The following is a 21,202-nucleotide window of genomic DNA, read 5'->3' as shown; positions in this document are numbered from 1 at the left end:
ATGCGGGCATTTTTCTATCCCTCGGTTGAGCTGAGGGAAGAGCGATTCTACGTTACACGTAGCATCAGGCTGCATGTTTGGTAACCTCATGAGGGTAGATGCGCATGCCGCTTAAGGTATTCTCATAAACAGAGAGCTCGCTAAGGTAGGACCAAGCAGTAGGCTCTGTCGCCGTTTGGGCCGCTAGGCGAGCGATGACGACGTCAATATCACGACCTGCGTAGTCTCGTACTGGAATAAACAATTCTTTTATCACTGATAACATAAGCTTTCCTTTTCTAAAATGTAATTAAATTACGCCCTAAAGCCCTTTAACCTTAGTTTAAATTCAAAATGTGATCAAGATCGGCTTGATAAATGTCATAAAGAGTTCATTGACTGTAATTTGATTACATAATTTGCGAATCTGAAATTTGTAGACAAATGATGGTTATTGATTAATTTATCAAATTGAGTGCAAGTTTTGCTTCGTTTGTTAGGTCTAGACGTATGAGACCCTGACAAAGGAGGTAACTCATGAAAACACTACTGTTTAGCATCATCATTCTTTTCTCTGGCACTGCGTTCGCAGGTCAGGGCACAGGAGGTACGCCGTCTGTTCCTTGCTACATTAACGGCGAATACGAAGGCACGATTCAAATCACCACTTGTCACCGTATGGGGGGCAAAGTACCGGGTGAAGCGGGTTGGAAAGACAGTCAAAGCTAACGCAATAGCTTTGTCAGGACACGTGGCATAGAGGCTGTTGTGCCACGCCTTCCCTCCAAAATTACCACTATTGAACACTCTTTACTCCAAGCTTATTTATCCCTCCTAGTCTTGATAAAACTGTCAATCAGAGGCGGTTTATCCCAATAATTTGCTATTTTTACAAGGTCGAGACGTATCACAACTTAGTTAATAGGAGGCATCCGATGAAAACTTTGTTAGTCAGTATTGCGCTGACATTCTCTGGCATCACGCTTGCGAGCAATGGCTCAGGAACAGGGGGCGCTCCGACAGCGCCATGTTTTATCAATGGTGAGTATGAGGGAACCATGGTTGTCACTGAGTGCTATCGCAAGGGTGGCAAAGCACCAGGTGAGAAAGGTTGGAGAGAGCGTCAGTGATCAACGAATGATAATGGTTGTTGTAGATAAAGATTCGGGTGCGTGGTGTGTGTTGATCAACTTCATACACCCAGAATCTTAGTCATATTAGTGAGACCGTTACTCGATGGGCACTACAAACACCATCATCATCCGATAATGTTGTCGCTTGTTGCTTATCTTGTCGATTTCCTCGGCGGTTACGTCAAGATTACTTGGGATCAACACATCGCTGTGCTTATCAAAGCGCTTGCGATAGAGGTAGAAATTCTCATTGCCTTCATTGAGCGAGTACTGACCATCAACAAGCTGATAATCAGCGGTCAACCATGCTGGGGTCGGCACCGTATCGGGATGTGCCACGTATACCCATGCGTCTTGGTTGATCACAAAACCCACTACATCAGCTGCCCAGTAATCCCAGTCATGGAACGGTAGGCGGATCTGCTCTGCATGCGCGATACTTGGGTGCACAGCTTGAAATGGGTTGGGGTAGTCACTGTAAGCCGCTTGGCCAGCGATTGGTCTAACGATATCGGCACCCGCCTGAGAAGGACCCGTGTAAGTCAGGTTGGTAACAATGCCATCAACTTTTTGCGCCTCTAGCGGTTTGGTTCTGCGCGCCATCTCAAAGTCCTCTGCCCCTGGTGGAGATTGACGCACCGTTGGTTGGGGTACAGGGATTATTGGCGGATAAGAGCTGATGCCATTATCAATCTCGGCAGGCAGGGACGCGATAGTGATACTCGCAGACTCAATACCTTGCGCTTTGGCCGTCAGGGTTATCTCTCCGGGGATTTGAGTCGAGCGAATCGCAACGCGATTGATCCCCGATTCTAGGTCCAAATAAAGATGATTGATTGAATCAATCTTGCCGCTATTGTATCCCCCGCGCCATATGCCTGGGCCTGAGACACTAAAGTTAACCTGCTCATTCCATGTTGGCACACGATTTTGCTTGGCATCCAAAGCCTCAACATCAAACAGCACCACATCACTACCGTTGGCAAGCAAGCCTTTTGGTGACGTCATAGGCGTAAGCCTTAACTCAACCGCTTCTCCTGTAGTAAGCTTGCGCATCTGAGAGACGACTTTCCCGTCGTTGTAGCCAAGCGCCACGACTTCGCCTGGGACAAAGTCAACGTCAGGCCAGGCGAAGATCATCGGATGCTGATTATTGAGTACATCAGTGCCAAGGGTGCGCGGCTTTTTGCCCAGCGATTGACCGTTGATAATTAGCTCAACTTCTTCGACATTGGCCACCACATACTGGGTTTTTGATGTTCCTAGCGGGTAATTCCAGTGTCCAAGTAGGTGCAGATCAGGTTCATCAGCAAAGATCACCCTGCTAGTGTAAAAGGCTTCTTTCGGTAAGCGTACGCCATCGACCTCGCCAGAGGTTCTTGCCACCTCGGTATTCACGCGACCGCCGCTGGTGGAATCAGAGAAGATCCAGTTGGCGCCCCCACCATGGGAGCGATGGCTAACCTTGTCCCATTGCCAAACTTGATTTAGGGCAAACTGCTCGGCGGTAAGATCATAGCTGCCACTCGCATGCCAGTTTTCATACGGTGGTGTTTGTCTATCCCATACCCTGCGCGGGCTCTCCTCACGGTTGTATTCGCCCTCAATCGGCGTCATGTTTTGTCGAAAACCACCGCCTTCCATGGTAATGCTGACATCACTGTATTTCGCCACCACTCTGTCAGGGGAGCGATGGCCATAGCCGCGACCTCCGTAAGGGTCATACTTTTCCACCCAAGCGGTGAGCTCTTTGACATGCTCTTCACTCACTCTGCGGTTGCCTCCTTCCCAGACAATGATCGAAGGGTGATTGCGAAAATAGATTATCATGTCTCGAAACGCTGCGCTGCGCACATCCCAGGCATGTCCTTCTACGTCCTGCTCACCGTCAACGCCGGGTTGGAGAGTGAGAATACCAAGGTGGTCAGAGGCAACGAGGGATACCTTAGCACCGGCAGTATGCCCCCAGCGCACCATGTTGCCGTTAGCCTGCTGCATAAGCTCCATGGTGTAGTAGTGCATCCAGTCAGGTTGGGCAGCGCCAAGCCCCGGCCACTCGTTAGTCGATTTCTGCCCCCAGCCTTTGAGTTTGACGTAGCGGTCATTGATGTAAAACCCCGTGTGGGGGTTGAATGTCATCCAACGGATCCAAAGTGGCTGTTGATCGCTATCGATAAGGCGCCCGCCATGAAAGAGCTCAGTGGTGACTTGATAAACGTGGGGTGACGCTGGCTCCCACAGTCGCGGCATATCAAGTTGACCACGCAGGGTGACGATTTTCTTTTCTCCTGAATCAAGCGAAACATCTTGGCTGAGCGACAGAACAGAAGCGCCATCTTCATCTTTCACCGTTGAGACCAGCGTCAAGTTGATAGGGTGGTTGGCGGTATTGTGTATCTGTGGCTCAATGCCGACGGTGGTATTTTCTCGACTTGGCTTAATCGCGTAGGTATAGGTCCCCACGGTTCCAAGGTTGTCGTAAATTGGAAGGGTAAGGTGTTGCGGGCTCTTGATATGCAGCTTAACGTTGCGATAAATTCCGCCATGAGCAGGATGCCAGTGGGGATTGTTCCAGGGAAGGCGAGCGCCTCCTTCGTACACATGCCACTTGGTTCCCTTGCCCTCTTCATCGGCCACAAATCGGTTATCAACCATGAGTGCGAGGACATTGTTACCGTCCGGGTTTAGATGTGGCGTCAGGTCAAAACCAAACGGCAGAAATCCATTCTCTGAGGTGCCAAGTAATTGACCGTTTAGATAGACCTCAGCGAGTTGGCGAACCGCTTCAAATTCAATGTACACACGCTTATCTTGCCATTCTGATTGAGTGACAAAATGTTTACGATACCAGGTACGCCCCGACCATTGATTGCGTTCACCAACATGGCCTAATTCTGACCAATCATCAAAGGTGTCGATGTCGTTAAAGGTATGGGGCGCCGAGACCGTTTCCCAATCACTGTCATCAAGGTCTATCGCTTGACCATCGACCACATCTTGTTTGATGAACTTCCATGAGGGATTAAAGTTGAGGGTATGTCCAGCCACACTGGCTGACAGTAGTAGGCTCGCTAAGGTTACTGCGGCCTTGAGCAGGTTTTTCATGCATCTCCTTACACTGTCATGATTTTATCAGATTGAGTTGTGAGAACAGAGCCAAATTCGGCTTGATCGAATCGTTTCACTTTAATCAGATAGTGATAAATTGCGAGCTTACGACGGTTAATTCGTGACTGGGTAACGAGAGGATAATAAGGAGTTTGACCTAGTTCAGATTACAAACCAAGATCAGTCGAAACCGCCATTAGCCTTCGACAAAAAGTGTGATAATAGGGCGGTTGGGGAGAAATGCTCATGAGCCGTTGCAGGGACCCATGAGCAATATAAGTGCTTATTGATTGAAGATAAATTGCTCGATGCAGTGCGCGACACCATGTTCATCATTACTGATGGTGATGTGATCAGCGATTTGCTTTGTCTCTTCCATCGCATTAGACATTGCAATCCCAAGCCCTGCGTAACGCAGCATATGGTGATCGTTTTCCGCATCACCCATAGCGATCACTTGCTCAGCCGGAATGTTGAGGTATTCTGCAATGGCCGCGACACCAATACCCTTGTTTGATAATGGGTTAAGGAATTCAAGGAAGTAGGGCGCACTTTGCACTACGTTGAATTCTTGTCTCAACTGCTCATCAATCGCAGCAGAGGTCTGAGTGATTTTCTCAGCAGGGCCGACCATCATGACTTTGATTATCGGGTGATCATCCTCAAGCGATTCGAAGTTCATTTCAGTTGCAGGGGTACCGTTGATATCGGTTTCAATCTGGGTATATGGGTTGTGCTCTGTGGTGATCAAACCCAGCTCGGTACTGAACGCATGGCAATAAACCCCAAGCGCTTTTGCCTTGCGTGCCACCTTTTTCGCTGCCTTGCCGTCAATGATCTGCTGATGGATCACCTCGCCTGTAGCAATGTTCTGAACCATGGAGCCGTTATAACAAAGGACAAAATCTCGATCAGAATTGATTCCTAGCAGTTCTAGTTTATCAACCATGCCTTGGATAGGGCGCCCGGAAGCCAAAACGACGGTTACGCCCGCTGCACGCGCTTTAGCGATAGCTTGTTGGTTTTGCTCAGAAATGCGCTTGTCGCTTGCGAGTAGGGTGCCGTCTAAATCAAGGGCAATTAACTTGTACATCTATACTTACCTGCAAAATAAAACCGTAATGAAACACTAAATAACGGTAAAAGAAAAATGAATTTTTGGCGAATGACGAAAATCATTCAGTGACCACTACTTCTGGTGGATAGCTTGAAACTGCTGGGATGGCGGTGAGGACAATAAAAGAAGTGATGGGAGAGGTGACTTTAGGTCTAGCCTCTCCCTATTTTGCTACCACTAGAAAGCTATCGGAGTTGTTTAAAACTGTGCGCGGATTAGCTCGATATGGCGGTTGGTCACTTCGCCTTGTTGATAGATGGATTCAAGCTTTTCTGCAATTTGTATTGTGCTTTGCAGTAAATCACCGGTTTCTTCAACATGATTGTCGATATGGCGAATACTCTCCAAAATTCGCGTTGTTTGCTCGTTGGCCACATCCATTTCACTAGTAACGGTGGTTACGTCCTTAGTGATCTGCCCGAATTGGTTAAGCAGTCTGGCCACACTATCACGTGAATCATTGAGTGATTCTTGGGTGTTTTGTGCCAGCTTGCGCACTTCATCTGCGACGACGGCAAATCCGCGTCCATGTTCCCCTGCGCGAGCGGCTTCAATACTGGCATTCAGCGCCAGCAGATTGGTTTGCTCTGCAATCTTCTCAATAATGCTAAAGATGGCCTCAATTGTTGAGAGATCACCCTCGGCACTATTAACGTTGCCACTTAAGACATTAAGCTGCTCGGTTAACGTCGTGATCGATTGATTGAATTCACTAAATTGATCGTTAAGCTCTCGACTGTCACTATTGATTGCATGAGTTTTTTGCTCAGCCTGCTTTGATAGCGCCAAAGATTCATTGGCCACCGACATGGTGCTTTGACTGGTTTGGATCATGCTTTGTTGCATTTGGCTAAGCAATTGACTTGCTTGCAGCTCAAGCTCTACAAAGTAGCGGGCGAAAGAGGCGTACTGGGTGACAAAATTACTACTGCTGACTGGGTGGTGTGCTTCTTGACGATAGAAGAACAGCGCGCTTAAGGTTTCATTGACGTTGACGCCACACAACTCGCCCAAGGTAGAAAAGCCCGCACACGGGAAGTCGTTAAAACTATTCAAACGGCTCAAGGCAGTTGGGTTTTTTAGGCGGCGCAAGATGCAGTCAAACAGTACGCCACCCACCGGCTCCGAGCCGTGACCATTGAGTGCATCGAAATCGCGTTGGGTCGTTGCGCCAAAATCATTACTCTTCATTAGATACAGATGAGTCGCTAGTGGAAGATCACAGTAGAAAGAAAGACCGCCTTGTGCGATATCAATTGCTGCCACTGAGCGGATATAGAAAGTGTCTTTGACCTTAATTGCAAACGTATAGCCCTCTAGTGCCTTCTCTAGCTGCTCTGGCTGGCAGTTAAGATAACGACACAGTGCATCAACGATGGACACCATTCCTGACTCGCCCTGATCAAGCACCTTGGCGACAGTACGCAGGGGAGGATTGGCCTCGGTGATCAGCCAGTGTTGGCTGGTCGGCTGATAATTATGGCTGGTGAACAACTGGTAGCGATACGCCTTACTCAGTTTGACAAAACAAATGATGGCGTGCTGGTGAACAACCTGCGAACTGGTGGCAATAGAGGTCACATTGGTAGACAGATCGTTGCCCGCAGTCCCCCCGACCACAGGAACCGCAAACTTACCGCTTTGATACAGTGCCTCCATGAGCCAGCTCTCACAGTTGGTGAAGCCATTGACTAAGGTGAGGGCAAAACTATTGTGGTGGTCAGGGACAAAAGACGGAGTAATTGCGCTTAACTGGTCGGTGATCGCCTTGATTCTTTGCTCTTTGGTTAAAGATAAGCTTTGCTTATGAATATCTTGGCAAGGGAGCTTAATCACATGACAAGAGACCTGTTCAATCAATTCTGAGGAGAATACTTGTAACACGACTTGTTTGTCTTGCCCCGTTTGGTAGAGGTTATTTCCCCCGGTGCTCGCGAGTTGTCCCGCTGTGCTGGTAAGAACAACCTCACAATCAACGATTGAGGTCAGCGTGCGACGAATTCTGTCAATGTCAAATTGACAAGGAACAAAACCAAGCACTAGGGCTGGTTGGTCGTCGGAATCGGAAAGCTGGGCTTTAGATAAGCTCAATACTTGTTCAAACTCTAATGAGAGAACCTTTATCGGCTCGACATTCGCCGAGCGCTCGGTACTTTTTTGTCGGTTAAAAAAACGCTTCATTTGCCTGCTTTTCCCTGGCCTGTGTTACTTACTGCTTTACATGATCCCGAATCATACTAATGATTTGTGACAGATATTATATTATTTGATAATAATATCAGTGCTTTGGAATCGCCGTCTCATTTTGTAGAACTCAAAGACTAGCACGGCTGTTATCAACACCTCGCTGTCAAATTGCAAATTTTAGTGTAAACGTTTCCACAGTGTGAAAGTAGTCACAAAATCAAGCGCAATTCTTGTCTAGAATCTATCTCAACAACTTGGGAGGAGTTTATGAAAGTATTAGTAACTGGCGGTATGGGCTACATTGGCAGTCATACCTGCGTGCAGATGATCGAAGTAGGGATTGAACCGATTATTGTCGATAACCTGTCAAATGCGAAAGAGGAAGTCTTGCATCGGATTGAGGCGCTAACGGGTCGCAAGCCTGCGTTCTATCAGGGTGATATTCGTGATGAAGCCTTCCTTGACTCGGTATTTTCTCAGCATCAAATCGACGCTGTTATCCACTTTGCGGGTTTGAAGGCTGTTGGCGAATCAGTTGCTAAACCCATTGAATACTATGACAATAATGTCAATGGTTCCCTGGTGCTGGCGCGCAGCATGCGCAAGGCTGGTGTTAAGAGCATCGTGTTTAGCTCATCGGCCACTGTCTACGGTGACCCTGAGGTTGTGCCTATTACTGAAGACTCTCCTACTGGGGCAACGACGAACCCATATGGTCGCAGTAAGTATATGGTTGAGCAGTGCTATTCGGACCTGTTTAACGCAGAGAACGACTGGAGCATTACACTGCTACGCTACTTTAACCCAGTGGGTGCACATCCATCTGGCACCATGGGTGAAGACCCACAAGGAATTCCGAATAACCTGATGCCATTTATCGCTCAGGTAGCCGTCGGTCGGCGCGAAAAATTGGCTGTTTTTGGTAACGATTACAATACCCCAGATGGCACGGGCGTGCGCGATTATATCCACGTGGTTGACCTTGCTGATGGCCATATTGCGGCATTGAAGTCGGTGGGTAAAGAGTCAGGTTTACATATCTTTAACTTAGGTACTGGTAAAGGCTCGAGCGTGCTTGAAATGGTTGAAGCATTCAGTCAAGCCTGTGGTCATCCCGTACCATACGAAATTTGTCCTCGCCGCCCAGGTGATATTGCCGAGTGCTGGGCAAGTACAGAAAAAGCAGAGCGTGAACTAGGCTGGAAAGCCACGCGCAGCGTTGCACAAATGACTCAGGACACTTGGACCTGGCAATCGAAGAACCCACAAGGATATGAAGGATAAGTAGTACTTATGTCAAACATCGAATTTAACCCAGTCGACCATCCACATCGTCGTTACAACCCGCTAACGGGTCAGTGGATCTTGGTATCACCGCACCGTGCGAAGCGCCCTTGGAGTGGTCAGGATGAGAAGCCTTCAACTGAAGAGCTACCAAGCTACGACCATAAGTGCTTCCTATGTCCAACCAACGAGCGTATCTCGGGTGACGTTAACCCGGATTATGAAGGAACATACGTATTTAGTAACGATTTTGCGGCCTTGATGGTGGACTCACCAGATGCACCTGAATCAGATAATCCATTGTTTAAAACGCAAGGCGTTCGTGGTCTTAGCCGAGTGATCTGTTTCTCCCCAGATCACAGCAAGACTCTGCCAGAGCTGCCGGTTGCTAAAATTCGTGGTGTAATCGATACCTGGAACGAGCAAATTGAAGAGCTAGGCAAAGACTTCCTTTGGGTTCAAGCCTTTGAGAACAAGGGCGAAACCATGGGCTGTTCTCAGCCACACCCACATGGTCAGATTTGGGCAAACAGTTTCTTGCCAAACGAGATAGAGCGTAAAGAGCAAAATCTACGTGAGTACTACGAGAAGTACGGCTCTAACTTGTTGGTGGATTACGTGAACGCGGAAGTTGAAGACGGCTCTCGCACTGTAGTTGAAACCGAGCACTGGATTGCCGTGGTTCCGTATTGGGCAGCATGGCCATTCGAGACCATGCTTCTACCTAAAACTCACATTCGTCGTATGAGTGAATTAACCGATGAACAGCGTGATGATTTAGCGGTAGCAATCAAAAAGCTAACCAGTCGCTATGACAACCTGTTCCAGTGCTCATTCCCATACTCAATGGGTTGGCACTATGCTCCGTTTTTTGAGGAAGGAACGGACATTGAGCACTGGCAACTTCACGCCTTGTTCTACCCACCATTGTTGCGCAGCGCGTCAGTACGCAAATTTATGGTCGGTTATGAAATGCTGGCAGAATCACAGCGTGATTTGACCGCAGAGCAGGCAGCACAGCGTCTGCGTGACTTAAGTGATGTTCACTATAAAGAGCAGTAACTGTCTGTTCAAAAGACAGTCATTAACTATAAACATGGGGTACTTGAGTGCCCCAATCCCAAAAACTATCAACTATTATTGAGGACGAAGGATGTCTGATTTAGTCCAAAAAGTGAAAGCCTCATTTGAGGCGGTATTAGGCTACGAGCCGACCCACATCATCCAAGCGCCTGGCCGCGTTAACCTGATTGGTGAGCACACCGATTACAACGATGGATTTGTATTACCATGTGCGATCAACTACCAAACCGTGGTTGCCGCCGCTAAACGTGAAGACAACTTGGTTCGCCTAGTGTCTGTTGACTATGGTAATGCTCGCGATGAGTTTAGCCTTGATCAAGAAATCGAGTTCCAGCAAGACAAGATGTGGTCGAACTACATTCGTGGCGTGTTGCAGTGTCTTCAAAAGCGTGGCTTCGAGTTCGCTGGCGTTGATATCGCGGTGAGCGGTAACGTGCCTCAAGGCGCTGGCTTGAGTTCATCAGCAGCGCTTGAAGTCGTCATTGGTCAAACCATCAAAGAGCTGTACGGCATTGAGATCACTCAAGCAGAGATCGCGCTGAACGGCCAGCAAGCAGAAAACGAATTCGTTGGCTGTAACTGCGGCATCATGGATCAGATGATTTCAGCTGAAGGTAAGGCGAATCATGCGCTGTTGCTGGATTGTCGCTCTCTGGAGACCAAAGCAGTGCCGATGCCAGATGATATGGCGGTGGTGATCATCAATACCAACAAGAAGCGCGGTCTCGTTGATAGTGAATACAACACCCGTCGTGAGCAGTGTGAAGAAGCGGCGCAAGTATTCGGTGTTAACGCATTGCGTGATGTTACCATTGAAGAGTTTAATTCACGTGGACACGAGCTTAATGAACTGGTTTATAAGCGTGCGCGTCACGTGATCACCGAAAACGATCGTACCGTTCAAGCGGCGGAAGCTCTACGCCAAGATGACATCCGTCGTTTGGGTGAGCTGATGGCGGAATCTCATGCCTCTATGCGTGACGACTTTGAGATTACAGTAAAAGAAGTGGATACTCTGGTTGATATCGTTAAGGGTGTGATTGGCGATCAAGGCGGTGTGCGTATGACTGGCGGTGGTTTCGGCGGTTGTATTGTGGCTCTTGTGCCGCCAGCATTGGTTGGTGATATCACGGCAACAGTTGAGCGTGAATATGAAGCGGCAACCGGTCTCAAAGAAGACATCTATGTGTGTCAAGCGACCGATGGCGCCGGCTTGATCGCTTAAGCGACTCAATGCCAAACTGAGTGTGCTCGTGGTAATTTTGCTACGAGCCACACAGGCTGCTTACATCAGTATTAAAATCGCCTTACATTTACGGTAACGTTTTAGTTGGATAGTCGTGATAGTGTTACTATCAACGTACCAATGTTGACGCAAAAATAGGTTAATGCGAATGCTGTTTGGCCATGTAAGTAAACTCAATCTTGTCCCCTATATTCATCCAACCTTGCGCGCTCTGATACAAGAGAGCTGGATGATCGCCCACGATGACGCCGCTGAAGATGGGCAATATGCTCTCTCGATGAGCGGTGCCTATGTCGTATTAGCCCGTGCAAAAACCAGTCCCAAAGACCAGCGCTCTGCCAAGTTTCATAAACATTACCTAGATATTGAGCTTCTGCTTGAGGGCAGAGAAGCTATCGGTTTCTCTAACCATCTTGAAGACGAGCTGGTTGAAATGGAGTCGCTCGAGCATGACATCAAAATATGCAAAGCGATCAAGGATGAGCAATTTGTAACGCTCGCGCCTGGTGATTTTGCGTTGTTCTATCCTAATCAACCTCATCGCCCCCTGTGCATGGCAGAGGAGGCGCGGGTGGTGCGTAAAGCGATCATCAAAATCCCTTGCTCGCTGTTTGCGTAGCAAGGTTTTATTTCAATAGTTTGCAAGAAGTTACTGTCCCCCCTGGCTGATGATTCGGCACAGGGTTTGGCGCAATTTTCTTACTCGTTGACGCAGTGTCATGACGTTTTCTGAATATTGTTCATCAAAGCTCATCGATTGTTGAGTGAGGATCTCAAACTGAACTCTGAGCGCCTCTAGGCACAATCGAGTGCGTTTATTACTGGCGCGTAAAATGGTCCGTGCACGCTCATCTGGGCCATGTTGAACCTTGAGTTCATTGCCGATGGTGCTCAGGTGGATGAGCTGGCTGTCGATATCCCCCAATAACTTTTTGATCTCTCCAGCCCGTTGTTTAGTCGCCGTGGTTTCGAGAAGATTGATGGAAAAAATACGATCGAGAAGCGCGTTAAGGGGCATGAGGTCAGCATTAAGGGTGTTCATATCTTGTTGTCCGTTTCATTAGCTTTACATTTTCTCGCAGGTGGCTGCTGAGAGTGATTAAAACCACTGACGTCTGACAACGAGCTGCCTCTTGCTGGGCCTTATTAGCTCACGAAAGAGCATAGTGGGGGCTAGTCAGAATTGTTAGTTGAGGCAGCCCATATTTGGCAAAATTCTTTACAATGATACGCAGTTTGGTTCACTAGAGTGATTATATTGGTGACACTGTCACTTTTGTTTTGGCCTTCAAATCGAGGAGCTCGTCAAGGATCATCAGCGATGAGTGCAATCTATCACCCTTGGTTGACTAAAATGACGATTTAACAAGGAGAATGGTTTGATACAGGTATATTTTGTTTGTGGGTTTATCGGCTCTGGTAAGTCGACACTTTCCAACAAGCTCGCCACTGAGCACAATGGATTTATTTTTTCACCCGATGAGTGGATGATCCCGCTGTTTGGTGAGCATATGGAGCGTGAAGTATTTGATCGCAGACTCAACACACTGCGCGAGTTGTTCGACCGCAGCGCACTGCGTATGGTTCAGCTGGGCGTTCCAGTGATTTTTGACTACGGTTTTTGGAGCAAACGAGAGCGCGAGCAAGCCGTCGAATGGGCGCAGTCTCATCAGCTCGACTTTGAATTTATTTATTTGGGCGTTGATTACGAGGTATGCCGAGCGCGGGCATTGCTGCGTAACACAAAAGAGGGTATGACTTGTTATCAGATGAGTGATGAGATGCTCGAACTGTTTTGGTCGAAGTTTGAACCACCAGTCGACGAGCCGTACATAACCACTTATCAAGGAGAGGGGATGCTGAAGTAGGTTACCAAAAGTTAACTAATTGAAACTTGGATTCTAGGTTACCATAATAAACCACATAGCGAGTCGACAAGCTAAATGTGTATTTCTACAAGGTATTTATATTATGAGTAACGTATTGATTATTAACGCCCACGAGCCTTCTCCTTACTCACAGGGTAAACTAAATTCCAGTCTTGTCGATATGGCGGTAACATCGCTTGGCGCAAAAGGACATCAAGTTCGCGTGGTGACGATGCAAGATGATATTGTTGTTGATGAGCAACTCAGTCATTTTGAGTGGGCTGACCGCGTGATCATTCAATCACCGATCAATTGGATGACAGTGCCTTGGTCATTTAAAAAGTATATGGATGATGTGTTTACTGCGGGCATGGGTGGCGCGTTGTGCCACTTTGATGGTCGAAGTGAACAAGAGCCAAAGAAGAATTATGGTACGGGCGGAACACGAAACAACAGCAAGTACATGCTTTCTTTGACGTTCAATGCGCCACAAGAGTCATTTGACGACCAAGAAGAGTACTTGTTCCAAGGTAAGAGTGTTGATGATCTGATGCTGCACATGCATGCTAACTTCCGTTTCTTTGGTATGCAGGCGCTGCCAACATTTGCCTGTTACGATGTGATGAAGAACGCGGATATTGAGGGTGATTTCGCGCGATTCGCAGCGCACCTCGATAGCCACTTCTAACAGGTATATTGAGTCGCCCAATGTGGCTGAAGCAAACCAAGTAACCCTGTATTGAAGGCAAGACGTCATCTAGGGTTACTTGGATGTAATGAGTTGTAGGAGAGATATGGAAAGTAAAATCAGTATTGACCAACGTGGTCGAAAGTCAGTGGTTAACGTGTGTTCGGAGCCGTGTGCGATTGAGAAAGGCATGCGCCTTATCGGCGGGAAGTGGAAAGGGTCTTTGATTTATCACCTCAAAGATGGTCCCGTGCGCTTTAATGACTTAGCCCGAATGCTCGGTGGGGCAAGTAAGAAGATGATCGATCAGCGACTTAAGGAGCTGGAAGCCGAGGGCATGATCACCCGTACCGTACTGTGTGAAAAGCCGCTGGCAGTGTGTTACGAGCTTACCGAGTTTGGCCGCAGTGCACTGGATATTCTCGAGTCTTTGCGCCTTTGGTCAGAGGCACATCAAATTGAGCTGGTTAAATAAGTGATACTGGCAAGGCCAGTATCACTTATTTGTTTATCCTTAGTAATCCAGTGTCCCGCGGATCGGATAATGGTTATCTGGGTCTCTAATCCAAGCCAGACCGCGCGTTAATGCTCCAAGCTCAGGGCGGACAAATGGGTTGTTTGAAATGTCCACCACATGCAGATTCCCTTCTTCATTTACGATAAACAGACCAGGCTCTGCGAAGTTGTGGTCGGTCTCCTTTTCTGATCTTGGTATTGAGATGTAAACGCCCAGCGTTTTTAACTGCGCTTCTGTCAGTCCGTATGCGATTGGGAAGTTAATCTCCAGTTTTTCAAGGTGTGACTCAAGCTGAGTTTTTGAGTCAGCCGATACCGCAATAATGTCGACGCCAGCGTCAGCAAATGCCTGTTTATAGCTCGCTAGCTCGTTAAGGTAACGAGTGCACAGTGGGCAATGTCTACCACGATACACGAACACAGCCTGCCAAGTGGCCGGGCTGTTTGGCTTACCCAGTTGTACTAAAGAGCCATCAAGAAGGGTGGCTTCTATTGAGGGAAATTGATCACCAGCTTTAAGCTTTGAGGAAGTCGCCATTGCTGTCACTCCATATTCAGATTGTCGATTTACCTTAATCAATTTAGTCATGCTTGCATGAATTATCAATTAGTTACCTTTTGGTAACCTATGCTTGCCCAAGTAAACAACATCCCCGAGTAATCAGGTGGTTAAAATACACTATTCACTAAATACACATTTTTGTGGAAACGTTTACACAAACGATAAACCGATCACGGTTAGCCGGTAAGACCAGTGGTACTATTTAGCCAAATCAGAATTACAAGGATTGAAAATGAGCGAAGTAATATCAGTGAACGATCAGTTGAATGGGTTAGAGTTACTCGAGCAAGCGATGACACAAAGCGTTTATCGCGATGGTCGAGCGGCGAAAGTGGTACACCTGCGTAACAGCAATGGTGTGACTGCCTCATTTATGGATATTGGGGCAACCTGGCTGAGTTTTTGCGCCCCGGTTGGCGGGCAAAACAGAGAGCTGTTGATCAGACCCAAGCACATTGAAGCTTTTGCGCAGCACGGGGCTTATATGGGGGCAACGGTCGGACGTTTTGCTAACCGTATTGCCAATGGTAAATTCAGCATTGATGGTAAACGCTATCAGTTACCGGTCAATAATGGGCTCAACTCTTTGCATGGCGGTGACGCTGGATTCGACCAGCGTCGCTGGGAAATCACTGAGTTCAATACCAGTCGTGTGGTGTTTGAGCTTGCGTCAGCGGATGGTGATCAGGGTTACCCGGGCAACCTTATGGTCAAGGTGGTTTATCAATTAAGTGAATCAAATGAGCTGACGATTGATTACTACGCATCATGCGATCAAGCGTGCCCAATCAACCTGACCAATCATGCTTATTTTAACCTCAGCGCGGAAAATGCCGATGGAAGCGCTCTCGAGCATCAGCTACAGATTTTATCTGATCACTATTTGCCGACCGACCAAACCGCGATCCCGACTGGCGAGCTGCGCAGTGTTACGGAGACCAGCTTTGATTTTCGCGTGGCGAAATCCATCGGACGTGACTTTTTGCAAGATAGCGATCAAAAACTGGCTGGCGGCTATGATCACTGCTTTGTGTTTGAGCCTGAGGTGTGTGATTCAGTTTCTGTACTGGCCAAAATGGTCGCGCCGGAAAATGACGTCACCTTGTTAGTCAAGTCAACCAAACCAGGGATGCAATGCTACACAGGTAACTTCCTAAATGGTATTGAAGGCTTTGATAAGCAATACGCCAAGTACGATGGTGTTGCGTTAGAGACTCAATACTTCCCTGATGCACCTAATAACCCTGAATGGCAAGACCGCTGTCCAATGCTTCGCCCTGAAGAGACCTACCGTCACCGCACGGCGTATCAGATCATGTTCTGAGTCGATGTGGATTAAGTGATAGAAGCCTGCGCAAAGCAGGCTTTTTGCTTTATGACGAAATAAACTACTGCTTAGCCTCTTGCTGGTACTGGCTTGGTGTCATACCCGTCAATTTCTTAAATACCGTAGAAAAGTAAGTCGGGTTGTTAAACCCAACATCAAACGCCACATCGGTGACCGGGTGGGAGAGCAGCAGTATCTTGGCGCGATTGACGCGAACGTCGGTCAAATATTGGGTAATGGTTTGCTGTGTGGTGGCTTTGAACACTTGAGTAATGTGAGAGCGGCTCACGTTCATCTTTGCCGCAACATCATTGAGACTAATGTCTTTGTCATAACAGGTGTCTAGGTAGGTCTTGATGTCTGTAACCAATTGGTTGTCCGATTGGTTATCCAAGCGGTGACTCGAGAGCTCCACCATGGTTTGTGCCACATACTGACACTCATGAATGATAATATCAAAGATTGCCTCACCGTCAGTGACATCATCAATAGCTTGACTAATCTCTTCAAGCCTCTGAATCAGAGGGGGCGCATCCGCTCCCGCCAAGATAACCGTGTCGTAGAGCATAAATACAATTTCTTTTACTCTGACACGAATCGTGTTGATGTCGTTGTCAGTAAACTTTTTTAGCTGGTGAAAAAGTGCGGCGGCTTTGTCCTCAATCAAGCCAATACTTGACGTCTTAACAATCTCGATTAGCTCTTCACGCTCTTTCACTGGGAAAGCAGATTCTCGCTCTGTGGGATAATAATCGCTAAACGACTGTTTATCAGGTGACGAAGTGCCAGCCTTAGCCAGTGCCTTCTCGTGATGATGCTCGAGACTACGGTTGGTTTGCTTGATATCAAAGAACATCGCGGCTGCCCAAATCAACGCGGTTAGGCTTGAGCCGGCATAGTAGAGTTCCCAGTATTCAAATACGTTGCCGATTAACATGAAAAAATACAGGCTCAAAACACCCCAGAGGAAAAACTGCACGAATCGGGATGGGCCTTTCAGCAATATATAGCAAGTCGGTGCTAACAAATATAGGGTAATGAGTACGGCTTGTGAGCGATAGACAGTACTAAACCTTGGTGAAAAATCTATGCCTATATCGATACCAAGCGCCAATGCGAGCAGTAATGACCAAGATAACCCCAACAAATACGGCCAAACTTTCACGGCCCTGGGAATAGGGATATTGGCGAGAATAAACAAGCCCTTTAATAACATAGGAATACCTATGGTAAACAGCAGAAAATTCCGCAAAAGACCATAAACTGTCTTAATCGATTCATTGGGCATCACATTAATCAGTGGTCCGCATAAGAAGATAATAAAACACACAATGAATGCGGCTATGTAAGGATAGGCATGGTCGATAGTTTTCCTGACCAAGGTTAGATAAATTAAAACCCCTGCAAAAACATAAGCACCCGCAAAGGGTAAAATCGTCCTAATGAGAATTGCCCACTCAATTTTCATCTCATCCATAAATATTGGCCACAAATAATCCTAGTCAAATTCTACAAGCGCTGCGCGTAAGACCTCAACAAGTATTGCTAAAAAGATGATCTAACAGACATTTTTGCGTGTTGTAGGGCTGATGATGAGCCATTAGTTGCGCCTAGGTGATTTGATGAAGCTCTCATTTTCCGCTTTGAGTCTAGGTTTAAGTTATTGAAATTATGAAGTTTGGCCGATTTTTAAAGTGGTACTGAGCAAATCTTTAGGCATGTGTTTTCAGCAAGTGGTTAAATCCGACACAGGACAGAAGGGAACAGTATATCTTTACCGGAATGACATTCTGCATCCCAAGCTAATAACATGTTTTATGCAGTTATATTTTTTCCTGATAGTAATTGTCTATGCCTTAGTGGTTAACTAACCCCAACTTTAAATAAAGTATAAATGTAAATTAAAATCATAGGTCAGTGGAATATATATGAACAAACAGCTAATAGTGATAGCACTACAAATATTTTTTTACCCAATAAATCCTTAATTCGCTATTTAGCCGATATCCAAAGGAATGGAACCAATGAAGAAAAATAGTTATTGCCGTCAGTTAGGTACACTGTGTCTCTCGATGTGTGCGATCTATAGTTATCCGACGCTCGCCGAACATTCCCAGCCCAACATCTTGTTAATCGTCTCTGATGATGCCGGTTATGCGGACTTTGGTTTTCATGGTAGTCGTGTGATGCAAACCCCTAGGCTCGATGAGCTGTCTGCCGCTGGAACGATATTTTCACAGGCCTACGTGACTGCAGCCGTTTGTGGGCCATCACGAGCAGGTTTACTCACTGGGCGTTATCAGCAGCGCTTTGGTTACGAGGAAAATAACGTTCCTGGTTACATGAGTCAATCGGGTTTAACGGGTGATGACATGGGGCTGCCACTTGAGCAAAACACCATGGGGAACTACCTCCAAGATTTGGGCTATACAACGGCGATCATCGGTAAATGGCACCAAGGCAATGCCGATAAGTTTCATCCGACCAAGCGAGGCTTTGATTATTTCTTTGGTTTTCGCGGTGGGGCACGAAGCTATTGGGGCTATGGTGAGAACGACCGTTATTTAGAGGAAGACAAACTCGAGAGCGGACTTGGGAGCTACAAAGAGCCAGACTATTACTTAACCGATGTTCTTGCTGATAAAACTATTGAATTTATTCAGCAAAACCAAGATAAACCTTTTTTTACCTATCTCTCTTACAACGCGGTGCATGCGCCCATGGATGCGATGGAGGCCGATCTTGAGCAATTTCCTCAGTTGACTGGCAAGCGCCAAAAACTGGCGGCGATGACGCTGGCAATGGACCGCGCAACGGGTCGGATTGTTGATTCGCTTGAGGAGCTAGGGCTTGCAGATAATACCTTGATTGTCTTTACCAATGACAATGGCGGTCCAACGGATGCCAATGCATCGGATAATGCCCCGCTAAGCGGTAACAAAGCCAACCATTTAGAGGGGGGACTGCGTGTGCCCTTTTTCATTCGCTGGCCGAGTTCTATATCAGCGCCAAGTCAATTTGATTACCCAATCAGCACGCTTGATCTATTGCCAACCTTCGTGGCGCTTGCAGGCGATGATCCTAGCCAGTATCAGGAGTTCGATGGTGTGAATTTGATCCCCTATGTCGCTGGTGATGACGATACGCGGCCTCATCAAACGCTGTATTGGAAAAAAGAGACCCGCGCAGCAATACGTGACGGTGATTGGAAACTATTGCGCTACCCCGATCGCCCGGCCGAGCTGTTCGACCTGAGCAAGGATATCTCAGAGCAAAATGACCTGGCAGCGGTCAAGCCCGAGTTGGTGCGTGAGTTATACAAAAAGCTCTTTGCTTGGGAGCTGGAATTGGAGCGACCACTGTGGCAACTGCAGAGAAAATATGAGGGTTATGCGATGGAAAGAATGGATGCTCACCGGGCACCAGTTACGCGAGTACAGCCCAAATAGATAAAAATCCCAAGGGTCATATGTTGCCGCTTGGGGGAGTTAAGCCGTAAGGAAAATACCTGGAAAAACATTATGAAACTATCTAAGTCTACTTTAGGTCTCTCGATAGCACTCGCCTGTACCGGTATGGCACCGATGCAGGCAACGGCAAACACCGAACTACCTAATATCATTGTTATCTTAGCGGACGATTTAGGCTATAACGATGTCGGTTTTACGGGTAAAACTGAGATTCAAACACCCAACGTCGACCGATTGGCCAAGGAAGGGGCAATCTTCAATAATGGCTACGTCACGCACTCATACTGTGGTCCATCGCGAGCGGCATTACTAACTGGTCGCTATCAAGCCCGTTTTGGGATGGAAAACAATATCCATTATGCCCCTTACGATCCACATATGGGCCTGCCGCTGTCTGAAACGCTGTTCGTTGAACATCTTCAGCAGGCGGGGTATCGCACGGGTATGATGGGTAAATGGCATATGGGCGGTGCTTTGCACTTTCAGCCACAAAACCGCGGTTTCGACTATTTCTACGGTTTCCTAGGTGGCGGTCATAATTACTGGCCAGACGCTGTCGCTGTTGGACACCCGAACTCTTACTGGGAGCCGATGGTTGAAAATGGTAAGCCAGTCGAATTTCACGAGTACCTCACCACAGCGCTAAGTCGCAAAGCCTCTGACTTTATTGGTGAGACCGCAGGCGAACAACCATTTTTAATGTACGTCTCTTATAACGCGCCGCATGCTCCGCTGCAGGCGCCCAAAGAGGATATTGCCAAGTATCAACACATCGAAGACAAAAACCGACGTACCTATGCTGCTATGGTGGATTCGATGGACCAAGGCATTGGTATGATCATGGACAAGCTCGAGGAGACAGATCAGTTTGACAACACACTGATTTTCTTCCTTTCAGATAATGGTGGCGTGTTTCCAGAGGCTTGGCTGCCCAACTCAGATTGGGCGGATAACACGCCATTTCGCCGTGGCAAGGTGGCACTGCTTGAGGGTGGAGTTCACGTACCGTTTATCGCTCACTGGCCAAAAGGGTTTGAGGGTGGCATTGAGTTCGATGGTCTTGTCTCTGCGTTGGATATTGCCGCAACTTCACTGGATATTGCTGGCGTAGATACTTCCGACTTGCCACTTGAGGGCAAAAACTTGATCCCTTACCTTAATGGTGAAAAACAAGGCTCGCCACACGCCGCCCTGTTCTGGCGCTTCGAGGAAGGCGACGATATCTGGTCAGTACGAACGCCTGAGTACAAGTTTATGTCTCAAGGCTTCCCTGCGACTGATCGCGGAAGAGGGGATGCGGGGATCAGTGGTCGCTCGTTGTTTAATATGATTGACGATCCATACGAGAGCACCAACCTTGCTGGTAAAGATGCCCAGCTTGAAAAAGAACTGGCCGCCATGTGGAACACATGGAACGAGGGTAATATTCGGAATGTGCTTGAGCAAAGCCACCATTACAAGAAATCGGTAGGGGATTGGTATGATAGACATTATGCAGAGCGCAGAAAAATGGCTGAAAACCGTGCTCCTTTCAAAATAGATTAAATGTCCCACCTTAAAAATTAACCAAAGCCGGATGATGCCATTAGCCGCTTTGTTATTAAATTAAAAAGCCTGCGCACTGCAGGTTTTTG

Annotated in this window: 19 protein-coding genes and 1 pseudogene; 12 read left to right on the top strand and 8 right to left on the bottom strand. The window is 47.4% G+C overall.

Annotation, left to right across the window (positions count from 1 at the left end):
• Window positions 1-64: 64 nt before the first annotated feature.
• Window positions 65-265, bottom strand: a complete 201-nt coding sequence (locus ACSTTG_RS16620; protein ID WP_438457368.1) for a hypothetical protein — start codon at window positions 263-265, stop codon at window positions 65-67.
• A gap of 251 nt (window positions 266-516) precedes the next feature.
• Here ACSTTG_RS16620 and ACSTTG_RS16615 point away from each other — a divergent pair, with 251 nt between their 5' ends.
• Both ACSTTG_RS16615 and ACSTTG_RS16610 read left to right on the top strand, forming a co-directional pair.
• Window positions 517-708 carry a hypothetical protein gene (locus tag ACSTTG_RS16615; RefSeq protein WP_438457369.1) on the top strand — a complete coding sequence of 64 codons (192 nt, stop codon included), beginning with the start codon at window positions 517-519 and terminating at the stop codon, window positions 706-708.
• 206 nt (window positions 709-914) lie between these two features.
• Window positions 915-1,109, top strand: a complete 195-nt coding sequence (locus ACSTTG_RS16610; protein WP_438457370.1) for a hypothetical protein — start codon at window positions 915-917, stop codon at window positions 1,107-1,109.
• A gap of 99 nt (window positions 1,110-1,208) precedes the next feature.
• On the opposite strand, the gene ACSTTG_RS16605 is transcribed toward ACSTTG_RS16610, so the two are convergent.
• From ACSTTG_RS16605 to ACSTTG_RS16590, 4 genes and pseudogenes are all read right to left on the bottom strand, one after another.
• A complete protein-coding gene (locus ACSTTG_RS16605; RefSeq protein ID WP_438475614.1) occupies window positions 1,209-4,217 on the bottom strand; it encodes a glycoside hydrolase family 2 protein in 3,009 nt (1,002 codons plus the stop codon).
• Window positions 4,218-4,503: 286 nt separating this feature from the next.
• On the bottom strand, window positions 4,504-5,313 hold the full coding sequence (locus tag ACSTTG_RS16600; RefSeq protein WP_438475613.1) for a Cof-type HAD-IIB family hydrolase: 810 nt from the start codon (window positions 5,311-5,313) through the stop codon (window positions 4,504-4,506).
• A gap of 222 nt (window positions 5,314-5,535) precedes the next feature.
• Window positions 5,536-6,147, bottom strand: a complete 612-nt coding sequence (locus ACSTTG_RS16595; protein ID WP_438475659.1) for a methyl-accepting chemotaxis protein — start codon at window positions 6,145-6,147, stop codon at window positions 5,536-5,538.
• A gap of 201 nt (window positions 6,148-6,348) precedes the next feature.
• A pseudogene (locus tag ACSTTG_RS16590) lies at window positions 6,349-7,518 on the bottom strand (FIST signal transduction protein); the annotation flags it as partial.
• 273 nt (window positions 7,519-7,791) lie between these two features.
• Here ACSTTG_RS16590 and galE point away from each other — a divergent pair.
• From galE to ACSTTG_RS16570, 4 genes are all read left to right on the top strand, one after another.
• Complete coding sequence (gene galE / locus ACSTTG_RS16585) at window positions 7,792-8,808, top strand: UDP-glucose 4-epimerase GalE (RefSeq protein WP_438475612.1); 1,017 nt, start codon at window positions 7,792-7,794, stop codon at window positions 8,806-8,808.
• A gap of 9 nt (window positions 8,809-8,817) precedes the next feature.
• Window positions 8,818-9,870, top strand: a complete 1,053-nt coding sequence (locus tag ACSTTG_RS16580; protein WP_438475611.1) for a UDP-glucose--hexose-1-phosphate uridylyltransferase — start codon at window positions 8,818-8,820, stop codon at window positions 9,868-9,870.
• Window positions 9,871-9,961: 91 nt separating this feature from the next.
• Window positions 9,962-11,116 (top strand): galactokinase, encoded by a 1,155-nt coding sequence (gene galK, locus ACSTTG_RS16575; RefSeq protein ID WP_438475610.1) that lies wholly within the window; start codon window positions 9,962-9,964, stop codon window positions 11,114-11,116.
• A 169-nt stretch (window positions 11,117-11,285) separates the two neighbouring features.
• A complete protein-coding gene (locus ACSTTG_RS16570; RefSeq protein ID WP_438475609.1) occupies window positions 11,286-11,756 on the top strand; it encodes a NanQ anomerase/TabA/YiaL family protein in 471 nt (156 codons plus the stop codon).
• Between the two features lie 30 nt (window positions 11,757-11,786).
• On the opposite strand, the gene ACSTTG_RS16565 is transcribed toward ACSTTG_RS16570, so the two are convergent.
• The gene (locus tag ACSTTG_RS16565) at window positions 11,787-12,179 is read right to left on the bottom strand and encodes a hypothetical protein (RefSeq protein WP_438475608.1); all 393 of its coding nucleotides are present in this window, start codon (window positions 12,177-12,179) and stop codon (window positions 11,787-11,789) included.
• Window positions 12,180-12,516: 337 nt separating this feature from the next.
• On the opposite strand from ACSTTG_RS16565, the gene ACSTTG_RS16560 reads away from it, so the two are divergent.
• The 3 genes from ACSTTG_RS16560 to ACSTTG_RS16550 all read left to right on the top strand — a co-directional run bounded on the left by ACSTTG_RS16560 (window position 12,517) and on the right by ACSTTG_RS16550 (window position 14,168).
• The gene (locus ACSTTG_RS16560) at window positions 12,517-13,005 is read left to right on the top strand and encodes a P-loop nucleotide/nucleoside kinase family protein (RefSeq protein WP_438475607.1); all 489 of its coding nucleotides are present in this window, start codon (window positions 12,517-12,519) and stop codon (window positions 13,003-13,005) included.
• A 103-nt stretch (window positions 13,006-13,108) separates the two neighbouring features.
• Complete coding sequence (locus ACSTTG_RS16555; protein ID WP_438475606.1) at window positions 13,109-13,693, top strand: NAD(P)H-dependent oxidoreductase; 585 nt, start codon at window positions 13,109-13,111, stop codon at window positions 13,691-13,693.
• Window positions 13,694-13,799: 106 nt separating this feature from the next.
• Complete coding sequence (locus ACSTTG_RS16550; protein ID WP_438457380.1) at window positions 13,800-14,168, top strand: winged helix-turn-helix transcriptional regulator; 369 nt, start codon at window positions 13,800-13,802, stop codon at window positions 14,166-14,168.
• Between the two features lie 39 nt (window positions 14,169-14,207).
• Here ACSTTG_RS16550 and ACSTTG_RS16545 read toward each other — a convergent pair whose 3' ends face one another.
• Window positions 14,208-14,747 (bottom strand): peroxiredoxin family protein, encoded by a 540-nt coding sequence (locus ACSTTG_RS16545; RefSeq protein WP_438475605.1) that lies wholly within the window; start codon window positions 14,745-14,747, stop codon window positions 14,208-14,210.
• Window positions 14,748-15,003: 256 nt separating this feature from the next.
• Here ACSTTG_RS16545 and galM point away from each other — a divergent pair, with 256 nt between their 5' ends.
• Entirely contained in the window at window positions 15,004-16,095 is a 1,092-nt protein-coding gene (gene galM / locus ACSTTG_RS16540; RefSeq protein ID WP_438475604.1) for a galactose-1-epimerase, read from the top strand.
• A gap of 64 nt (window positions 16,096-16,159) precedes the next feature.
• On the opposite strand, the gene ACSTTG_RS16535 is transcribed toward galM, so the two are convergent.
• Entirely contained in the window at window positions 16,160-17,035 is an 876-nt protein-coding gene (locus ACSTTG_RS16535; protein ID WP_438475603.1) for a helix-turn-helix transcriptional regulator, read from the bottom strand.
• A 1,087-nt stretch (window positions 17,036-18,122) separates the two neighbouring features.
• On the opposite strand from ACSTTG_RS16535, the gene ACSTTG_RS16530 reads away from it, so the two are divergent.
• Entirely contained in the window at window positions 18,123-19,547 is a 1,425-nt protein-coding gene (locus tag ACSTTG_RS16530) for a sulfatase (RefSeq protein ID WP_438475602.1), read from the top strand.
• Between the two features lie 72 nt (window positions 19,548-19,619).
• Window positions 19,620-21,113, top strand: a complete 1,494-nt coding sequence (locus ACSTTG_RS16525; protein WP_438475601.1) for a sulfatase family protein — start codon at window positions 19,620-19,622, stop codon at window positions 21,111-21,113.
• Window positions 21,114-21,202 lie beyond the last annotated feature (89 nt).

This window comes from Vibrio glycogenivorans (assembly GCF_051660965.1).
In the GTDB taxonomy this organism is placed as follows: Bacteria; Pseudomonadota; Gammaproteobacteria; order Enterobacterales; family Vibrionaceae; genus Vibrio.
This window is presented reverse-complemented; position numbering and strand designations above follow the sequence as displayed.

Excerpts from the sequence above, each read along its gene's own strand:
- ACSTTG_RS16620 (WP_438457368.1), bottom strand. The coding sequence starts at position 265 with ATGTTATCAGTGATAAAAGAATTGTTTATTCCAGTACGAGACTACGCA.
- ACSTTG_RS16615 (WP_438457369.1), top strand. The coding sequence starts at position 517 with ATGAAAACACTACTGTTTAGCATCATCATTCTTTTCTCTGGCACTGCG.
- ACSTTG_RS16610 (WP_438457370.1), top strand. The coding sequence starts at position 915 with ATGAAAACTTTGTTAGTCAGTATTGCGCTGACATTCTCTGGCATCACG.
- ACSTTG_RS16605 (WP_438475614.1), bottom strand. The coding sequence starts at position 4,217 with ATGAAAAACCTGCTCAAGGCCGCAGTAACCTTAGCGAGCCTACTACTG.
- ACSTTG_RS16600 (WP_438475613.1), bottom strand. The coding sequence starts at position 5,313 with ATGTACAAGTTAATTGCCCTTGATTTAGACGGCACCCTACTCGCAAGC.
- ACSTTG_RS16595 (WP_438475659.1), bottom strand. The coding sequence starts at position 6,147 with ATGTCGGTGGCCAATGAATCTTTGGCGCTATCAAAGCAGGCTGAGCAA.
- galE (WP_438475612.1), top strand. The coding sequence starts at position 7,792 with ATGAAAGTATTAGTAACTGGCGGTATGGGCTACATTGGCAGTCATACC.
- ACSTTG_RS16580 (WP_438475611.1), top strand. The coding sequence starts at position 8,818 with ATGTCAAACATCGAATTTAACCCAGTCGACCATCCACATCGTCGTTAC.
- galK (WP_438475610.1), top strand. The coding sequence starts at position 9,962 with ATGTCTGATTTAGTCCAAAAAGTGAAAGCCTCATTTGAGGCGGTATTA.
- ACSTTG_RS16570 (WP_438475609.1), top strand. The coding sequence starts at position 11,286 with ATGCTGTTTGGCCATGTAAGTAAACTCAATCTTGTCCCCTATATTCAT.
- ACSTTG_RS16565 (WP_438475608.1), bottom strand. The coding sequence starts at position 12,179 with ATGAACACCCTTAATGCTGACCTCATGCCCCTTAACGCGCTTCTCGAT.
- ACSTTG_RS16555 (WP_438475606.1), top strand. The coding sequence starts at position 13,109 with ATGAGTAACGTATTGATTATTAACGCCCACGAGCCTTCTCCTTACTCA.
- ACSTTG_RS16550 (WP_438457380.1), top strand. The coding sequence starts at position 13,800 with ATGGAAAGTAAAATCAGTATTGACCAACGTGGTCGAAAGTCAGTGGTT.
- ACSTTG_RS16545 (WP_438475605.1), bottom strand. The coding sequence starts at position 14,747 with ATGGCGACTTCCTCAAAGCTTAAAGCTGGTGATCAATTTCCCTCAATA.
- galM (WP_438475604.1), top strand. The coding sequence starts at position 15,004 with ATGAGCGAAGTAATATCAGTGAACGATCAGTTGAATGGGTTAGAGTTA.
- ACSTTG_RS16535 (WP_438475603.1), bottom strand. The coding sequence starts at position 17,035 with ATGTTAATCGGCAACGTATTTGAATACTGGGAACTCTACTATGCCGGC.
- ACSTTG_RS16530 (WP_438475602.1), top strand. The coding sequence starts at position 18,123 with ATGAAGAAAAATAGTTATTGCCGTCAGTTAGGTACACTGTGTCTCTCG.
- ACSTTG_RS16525 (WP_438475601.1), top strand. The coding sequence starts at position 19,620 with ATGAAACTATCTAAGTCTACTTTAGGTCTCTCGATAGCACTCGCCTGT.